The organism is Methylobacterium dankookense, from assembly GCF_902141855.1.
Lineage (GTDB): Bacteria > Pseudomonadota > Alphaproteobacteria > Rhizobiales > Beijerinckiaceae > Methylobacterium > Methylobacterium dankookense.
In genome coordinates, this window is record NZ_CABFVH010000027.1 from 72,177 (window position 1) to 78,880 (window position 6,704).

Annotated in this window: 8 protein-coding genes and 1 tRNA gene; 3 read left to right on the top strand and 6 right to left on the bottom strand. The window is 68.3% G+C overall.

Annotated features, from left to right (window positions below):
• Positions 1-1,290, bottom strand: coding sequence for an urea ABC transporter substrate-binding protein (gene urtA / locus MTDSW087_RS18930; RefSeq protein ID WP_373322000.1), 1,290 nt, complete (start codon positions 1,288-1,290; stop codon positions 1-3).
• Positions 1,291-1,666: 376 nt separating this feature from the next.
• On the opposite strand from urtA, the gene rocF reads away from it, so the two are divergent.
• The 3 genes from rocF to MTDSW087_RS18945 all read left to right on the top strand — a co-directional run bounded on the left by rocF (position 1,667) and on the right by MTDSW087_RS18945 (position 3,675).
• Positions 1,667-2,608: an arginase gene (rocF, locus tag MTDSW087_RS18935; protein WP_144766463.1), complete on the top strand. Its 942-nt coding sequence runs from the start codon at positions 1,667-1,669 to the stop codon at positions 2,606-2,608.
• 5 nt (positions 2,609-2,613) lie between these two features.
• Positions 2,614-3,459, top strand: a complete 846-nt coding sequence (locus MTDSW087_RS18940; RefSeq protein WP_144766464.1) for an urease accessory protein UreD — start codon at positions 2,614-2,616, stop codon at positions 3,457-3,459.
• A 142-nt stretch (positions 3,460-3,601) separates the two neighbouring features.
• Positions 3,602-3,675 (top strand) — tRNA-Cys (locus MTDSW087_RS18945).
• Positions 3,676-3,719: 44 nt separating this feature from the next.
• Here the strand turns inward: MTDSW087_RS18945 and MTDSW087_RS18950 are convergent.
• From MTDSW087_RS18950 to MTDSW087_RS18970, 5 genes are read right to left on the bottom strand one after another with little or no spacing between them, the layout of a single operon-like run.
• Positions 3,720-4,778, bottom strand: coding sequence for a tyrosine-type recombinase/integrase (locus tag MTDSW087_RS18950; protein ID WP_144766465.1), 1,059 nt, complete (start codon positions 4,776-4,778; stop codon positions 3,720-3,722).
• Entirely contained in the window at positions 4,775-5,041 is a 267-nt protein-coding gene (locus MTDSW087_RS18955; RefSeq protein ID WP_144766466.1) for a helix-turn-helix transcriptional regulator, read from the bottom strand. The genes MTDSW087_RS18950 and MTDSW087_RS18955 overlap by 4 nt, the downstream gene beginning before the upstream one ends.
• A gap of 19 nt (positions 5,042-5,060) precedes the next feature.
• Positions 5,061-5,639: a hypothetical protein gene (locus MTDSW087_RS18960; RefSeq protein WP_144766467.1), complete on the bottom strand. Its 579-nt coding sequence runs from the start codon at positions 5,637-5,639 to the stop codon at positions 5,061-5,063.
• Positions 5,626-5,961: a helix-turn-helix domain-containing protein gene (locus MTDSW087_RS18965; RefSeq protein ID WP_144766468.1), complete on the bottom strand. Its 336-nt coding sequence runs from the start codon at positions 5,959-5,961 to the stop codon at positions 5,626-5,628. The genes MTDSW087_RS18960 and MTDSW087_RS18965 overlap by 14 nt, the downstream gene beginning before the upstream one ends.
• A complete protein-coding gene (locus tag MTDSW087_RS18970) occupies positions 5,961-6,425 on the bottom strand; it encodes a phosphatase domain-containing protein (RefSeq protein WP_144766469.1) in 465 nt (154 codons plus the stop codon). The genes MTDSW087_RS18965 and MTDSW087_RS18970 overlap by 1 nt, the downstream gene beginning before the upstream one ends.
• Positions 6,426-6,704 lie beyond the last annotated feature (279 nt).

Consider the following 6,704-nt stretch of genomic DNA (forward strand, 5'->3'; position numbering starts at 1 on the left):
TCAGGCGCCGCCGCACTTCTTGGTCTTGGTGTTGTAGTTGCCGCAGTTGAGCTTCACCCAATCGGCCTCGAGGTCCTTCGAGCCGTCGAGCTGCTTCGACCACGCCTCGCCGGCGATCAGGCCGTCGGTCTTGTTCACGACGTCGAACTGGCCGTCATCCTTGATCTCGCCGATGAAGACCGGCTTCGTGATGTGGTGGTTCGGGAGCATCTGGGAGGTGCCGCCGGTGAGGTTCTTCTGCTCGGTGCCCGGCAGCGCGGCGATGACCTTGTCCGGATCCGTGCTGCCGGCCTTCTCGACCGCCTTCACCCACATGTTGAAGCCGATATAATGCGCCTCCATCGGGTCGTTGGTGACGGCCTTGGGGTTCTTCTTGTAGGCCTGCCACTGGGCGATGAAGGCCTTGTTCTCCGGCGTGTCGATCGACTCGAAGTAGTTCCACGCCGCGAGGTGGCCGACGAGCGGCTTGGTGTCGATGCCGGCGAGCTCCTCCTCGCCCACCGAGAAAGCCACGACCGGGATGTCGGTGGCCTTTAGACCCTGGTTGGCGAGCTCCTTGTAGAAGGGCACGTTGGCGTCGCCGTTGATGGTCGAGACCACGGCGGTCTTCTTGCCGGCCGAGCCGAAGCTCTTGATCGCGGCGACGCGCGTCTGCCAGTCCGACTGGCCGAACGGCGTGTAGTTGATCGAGATGTCCTCCGGCTTCACGCCCTTGGCCCGGAGATAGGCCTCGAGGATCTTGTTGGTGGTGCGCGGGTAGACGTAATCCGTGCCCTCCAGCACCCAGCGCTCGACCTTCTCCTCCTTCATCAGGTAATCGACGGCGGGGATGGCCTGCTGGTTCGGGGCGGCACCCGTGTAGAACACGTTCCGCTCGCTCTCCTCGCCCTCGTACTGGACGGGGTAGAACAGGATCGAGTTCAGCTCCTTGAAGACCGGCAGCACGGACTTGCGCGACACGCTGGTCCAGCAGCCGAACACGGCCGAGACCTTGTCCTTGGCGATCAGCTCGCGCGCCTTCTCGGCGAAGAGCGGCCAGTTGGAGGCCGGATCGACCACCACCGGCTCCAGCTTCTTTCCGAGCAGGCCACCCTTCTTGTTCTGCTCCGCGATGAGCATCAGCATCGCGTCCTTGAGCGTCGTCTCGGAGATCGCCATCGTCCCCGAGAGCGAGTGCAGGATCCCGACCTTGATGGTCTCCTGTGCCCGTGCCGCGCCCGCGCTCAAGGAGGCCAGCGCCAGGCCGCCGGCGAGCGCCGCGGCCGAAACCCACGTCTTCAGATTCGTCATCATGCCGTTCCCCGGCCGCTTTTCGCGGCGGCAGGCTCTAGGCAATCGACGTGCCAGCACGCTTCGGGACCACCTGTGGCTGTATCGGCGGCACTGCCTGAAGCGAATGCACGGGCTGGGCGGTATGCGCACAAACAAGCGGCAATTGCCCTCAAACTGGGCGATGCGGGGAGCGGTATGACCGCGATTCATGCGCCAGCAGCCGCGGATCCATCGGAACGCCCGGCGCCGCAGGCGGCTTTGTGGGCAGTCGCTCAGCCACAGCCCCAGGGCCCGCATCCCGCGCGTCGCCTTCCGGTCCGGCCTCTGCTACAGGCCGGGCTCGGGTCCCCGCCCGGGGCCGCACGAGGGGAGCCGCGATTTGGAAGCCGACGGATTGCCCAGCCGCCCCATCGCCCTGATCGGCGCGCCGATCGAGGTCGGCACCAGCGAGCCCGGCGCGGTGATGGGCCCGGCGGCTCTACGCACCGCCGGCCTGGTGCGGGTGCTGCGCGATCTCGGCCTCGCCGTCGAGGACCTGGGCGATGCGAGCCCGGACGGGCCCGCCGCGGATCGCGGCCTGCCCGCCGTCGCCGCCTGGACGCGCGCCCTCGCCCGGGAGGTCGAGGCGGCGCTCGGCCAGGGCCGCCTGCCCCTCGTCGCGGGCGGCGACCACAGCCTGTCGCTCGGCACCGTCGAGGGGGCGATGCGCCATTGCGCGGCGGCGGGCCGGCCGCTCTTCGTGCTCTGGCTCGACGCGCATGCGGATTTCAACACGCCGGAGACCTCGCCCTCGGGCAATGTCCACGGCATGCCGCTCGCCGCGCTCTGCGGCGAGCCCGGCTTCGACGGGCTTTTCGCCGATCCGGGCCGCGTGCCCCTCGATCCGGCCCGGATCCACCTGTTCGGCCTGCGCTCGATCGATGCGGGCGAGCGCGCCCTGGTCGGCGCCCGGCGCGTCGCCGTCACCGACATGCGCGAGATCGACGAGTTCGGCGTGGTCGCGCCGCTACGGCGCATCCTGGAGCGGGTCGCCGCCGCGGACGGCCATCTCCATGTGAGCTTCGACGTGGACTTCCTCGATCCGGGGATCGCGCCGGGCGTCGGCACCACCGTGCCGGGCGGCGCCACCTTCCGCGAGGCGCATCTCATCATGGAGATGCTGCACGATTCCGGCCTCGTGCGCTCCCTCGACGTGGTCGAGCTCAACCCCTTCCTCGACGAGCGCGGGCGCAGCGCCCGCGTCCTGGTCGAACTGGTGGCGAGCCTGTTCGGCCGGCGCATCCTCGACAGGCCGGCCCCCGCCGCCGCGGTGCCGAGCGGGTCCGACCGCCGGTGACTGCCATGCCCGGACCCCTCGCCCCGGCGCGCCAGCGCTCGGTCGGCCGCGTCGCGCTGCGTGTGGCCGCCCCCGGCGGAAGCCCCGGCCCGGCCCGGATCGTCGACCTCGCCGAGGCGGGCCCCTTGCGCCTGCGCTTCCCCAACCGGGCGCCCGGCGCCGCCGAGACGGAGGCGGTGCTCGTCAACACGGCCGGGGGTGTGGCCTGCGGCGACGACTTCACGGTGGACCTCGCGCTGGAAGCAGGCGCGCGCCTCGCCTTCACCAGCACGGCCGCGGAGAAGCTCTACCGCTCGGACGGGCCGGTGAGCCGGCTCGCCAACCGGGTCGCGCTGGAGGCCGGCGCGCGGCTGGCCTGGATCCCGCAGGAGACGATCCTGTTCGACCGGGCGCGGGTGCGCCGCAGCTTCGAGGCCGACCTCGCCGCGGATGCCCATCTCCTCGTCTTCGAGGCGGTGGTCTTCGGCCGGGCCGCCCGCGGCGAGGTGCTGCGCGCGGGCCTGTTCGAGGATGCCTGGCGGGTGCGCCGCAGCGGCCGCCTCGTCTATGCCGACACCCTCCGGCTCGAAGGCGCGCTCGGCGACCTCCTCGCCCGCCCGGCGATCGGCGGCGGCGCCGGGGCCTGCGCCACTCTGCTCGACCTGTCCCCCGGCGCGGAGGCGGGCCTGGAGCGGGCGCGCGACATCCTCGAAGCCGCGCGCGGTGATGGGGTCGAGGCGGCGGCGAGCGCCTGGAACGGCCATCTCGCCCTGCGCTGGCTCGCCCCGTCCATCGCCCCCCTGCGCACCAGCGCCGCCCGCTTCCTCGAAGCCTGGCGCGGCCTGCCCCTGCCCCGGGTCTGGCAGAGCTGAGATTCTCCTGTCCCGGGGCCGGCAAAGAACCGGCGCGGGACCGTTGCCCTTTGCCCGCGACCTCTGCTAGAGACGCGCAACCCCGGAGCCGGCCGCCTGGCCCGGGACCGCGCGAGGCCCTTCGGGTGCCGGTCGCGCGCGAGGCCTCGTGGCGGAGTGGTTACGCAGAGGACTGCAAATCCTTGCACCCCGGTTCGATTCCGGGCGAGGCCTCCAATATACCTCTAAACCCTTTGGAAACGCTATCATTTTTCTCAGGGTTAGGGAGTTTCCTGAGTTTGGTTTGGAAGTCGGCGTGATGCCAGTTTCAGGGTGGCAGCGTCGTTGAGGATGCGCTGCCCGGCGGCGCGCGTGTAGCGCTCGACCTCCGCCAGCGACCTGTGGCCGGTGATGCTCGCGATTTCGTGAGCCGTGCAGCCGGCTTCAGCCAGGCGCCGAGCTGCCGCTTTCCGTAGCCCGTGGGTCACGCATTCATCCGGCAAGCCGGCGGCGCCTATCGCATCAGCCATCTTGTTGCCGAGCCCTTTCACGCTGAACGGCCTCTTCCATGAGGTTTGCAAGATGGCGTGCTCCCACTTCGGCCAGTCGGCGAGCACGTGCAGCAGATCGTCGTGGAGGGCGAGGTCGAGCTTGGTCCCGGTCTTCTCCTGCGTCACCCGGATCCGCTGCCCATCCAGGCTCACGTCCTTCCACGACATGGCTGCCACGTCGGAGACCCGCTGGCCGGTGAACAGGAGAAGCGCGAAGGCCGTGCGTTGGACGGATCCGATGGGCCAGTGCGCCTCGAAGCGCTCGATCTCCTCATCCGTCCAGGTGTGGTGCTCCCCTTCCTTGAACTTGCTGATGCGCAGGGTCGGGTCGGTGTCACGCCAGCCGAGGTCGAGAGCGAACTTCATAAGGATGCGCAGCTTCTTCAGCGCGTCGTTGGCTGCCGAGGGCGTGGCCACACGCTTCGCCATGATCCCTTTGATGATCGTGCGGTTGAAGCCCCGGACCGGGCGAGGTCCCATCTTTTCGAGCATCAGCAGGCGTTCGATTGCAAGGCGATAGGCACGCTGCGTCGGGGCCTTGAGGGTCTTGAACTCGGCGCTCTCGTAGTAGAGGGCGACGAGCCGGTCGAAGGTCCCCTGCTCTCCCCTCTGCTTGGCCGGCTTGTTCTCGGGTGCACCCATCGCTGCCGCATAGGCGGCCATGAAGGCTTCCGATCCCGGCAGCCCCGGCAGCGGCGTGCGCTTCCCGCCCGGCCGGCGGAAATAGTAGCGCACGGTTCCGTGCCGGTCGGTGAAGTGGTCCACATAGCGCAGGCGGATGCGGCTCACGTCCAGTCTTCCCAGCCCTTGCCGTCGCCTTCCGCGCCGTCGCGGTCATTGATGTCGTCAAAGGCCGCGTCCAAGCGGAAGCGATCCCAGACGACGCGCGAGCCAAAGCGCTTTGGCGCCGGCATGCGTCCGTCTTTCACCATCTGATCGAAATAGCTGGCCGAGACGCCGATATGCCGGGCGGCTTCCGTTCGTGACATGCCGCGCGGCGGGTACGGCATAGCGAGGATCAGGTCAGGGTCACGCGAGCGGGCTTTAGCCATCCCCCCTCTCCTTGCTGTCTTATCTGAGGGGATCGGGGGAGTGGGGCGCCCTCTGATACCGCAACCCGCTCACAAGTCGCAGATCTCCCCGATCCAAGCCGTTGCGAAGATGTCGTGCAACTTCTTCCTCGACAGCGTGGATTAAGTCGAAGTTGTAACTACCTTGGTCGGCCTCTCGAACAAAATGCGACCTTAGTCCCGACGCGCTGGCGCCCTCGGGAAACAGTTCGGCGCGTTCAAGCACTGCGGTGTATGTCGGGAGATCTATCTTCGTCGCTTTGCCACCCTTGACATCAAAGAGGTGAACGGTGGCGCGGGACGTGTCGCCCTCAGCGAAGGCGAGAGCATCGTTCAGGCCGTCGAGGATGCGCTTGCCGCCTTCGGAGGGCGCGCCCTGATCTCCCGCGTCTGAACGCAGAGTGGCGTCGATCAGCCCTTGGCCGTAGGGCTTGGCCGCCTTCCGCAGCGCGTCGGTGATGAGCCCCCATTCCGCCGCAGTGAGGGTGAGCGTCACCCGGTCTGTCGGCTGCCAATGCCGGCCCGCGAGAGCGACCTCAATGCCCTGAGCCAGGGCGCGGTAGGGATCACGCTTCGGCATGGGATGCGGCCTCCTGCTGGGCGATCAGGGCGGGTCGGCGGAGAAGCGCATCAATCTCGCAGGCGATGCGTAGCGCCTCGGGATGAAGGTCCGGCTTGGCGTTCGAAAGCCCGGCTAGATAGTCGAGCGACACGCCGAGGGCACGGGCGATCCCGACCGCCGTGCCGATGGTCGGGTTGCGGGATCGCCCCTGCTCGATCTCCCAAGCATGCGACTTGGCGATGCCCGCCCGGTCCGCCAGGGCCTGCAACGACAGGCCCCGTGCCTCTCGAAGCTCCCGCATCCGGGCTGCGATGGTTTCCGCGATGGCTTGGGGCTCCATCAGAAGTCCCCAGGAGCGACTTGGCAGCAGACGATGCCGCGGGCCCGCCACATGGCGACGACGGAGGCTCGATCCTCAAAGACGAGGGCCGGCTTTCGACCTTCGTCCAGCCACTCGGTCTTGAGGACGGTGTCGGGTCGGTGATCGCCCTCTCGGCGCGTGCGGATCGTGATGTGGCTCAGACCATGCTCGCCGAGCCACGCTACCGTCTTATCCTTCACCTCATCCGAGCGGCCGGACCAGATCTCGATCTCGGCACCCGTCGCGTCGAGCGCCAGCAAGGTCCGGATGATCGGATGGCAGGGCTCGTCCTTGTCGCAGGCCGCATAGAACCCGCGCCAGTCCTTCTCCTTGGACGGACGGTCAAGGAAGTGGGCCCGATGAGCCGTGAGCGCGAGTGTTCCGTCCAAATCGAAAACGACGAACATCTTCTTCCTCATCTGGCTGTAGAGTTCTTCGTTCATGCGCAATCCCCCATCGCCGCTCCGAGGCGGTCCCGCAGGGCACGCAGGTGAGCGAGGTCAGCGGTCGGCACGGGCAGCCTCCAATTCAGCCAGACGGGCGGCGAGGTCTTTCCCGAAGTGCCTGCAGCGCTCCGGCGACTGCGCGTACACGCAGGTCGCGTGGCGGGAGCAGGCATTCGGTGTCAAACAGCGTTGAACATTGACCCTGGATCGGCGTCGAACTTTGACCCCCTGGATGGGTATGGCGGGACGCCCCTGATCAGCCCGGCGAAGGCGGGT

Bases quoted from the DNA above. Each gene is read 5' to 3' on its own strand.
- MTDSW087_RS18960 (WP_144766467.1), bottom strand. From the start codon at position 5,639: ATGCCGAAGCGTGATCCCTACCGCGCCCTGGCTCAGGGCATTGAGGTC.
- urtA (WP_373322000.1), bottom strand. From the start codon at position 1,290: ATGACGAATCTGAAGACGTGGGTTTCGGCCGCGGCGCTCGCCGGCGGC.
- MTDSW087_RS18965 (WP_144766468.1), bottom strand. From the start codon at position 5,961: ATGGAGCCCCAAGCCATCGCGGAAACCATCGCAGCCCGGATGCGGGAG.
- MTDSW087_RS18970 (WP_144766469.1), bottom strand. From the start codon at position 6,425: ATGAACGAAGAACTCTACAGCCAGATGAGGAAGAAGATGTTCGTCGTT.
- MTDSW087_RS18955 (WP_144766466.1), bottom strand. From the start codon at position 5,041: ATGGCTAAAGCCCGCTCGCGTGACCCTGACCTGATCCTCGCTATGCCG.
- MTDSW087_RS18940 (WP_144766464.1), top strand. From the start codon at position 2,614: ATGCCCGGACCCCTCGCCCCGGCGCGCCAGCGCTCGGTCGGCCGCGTC.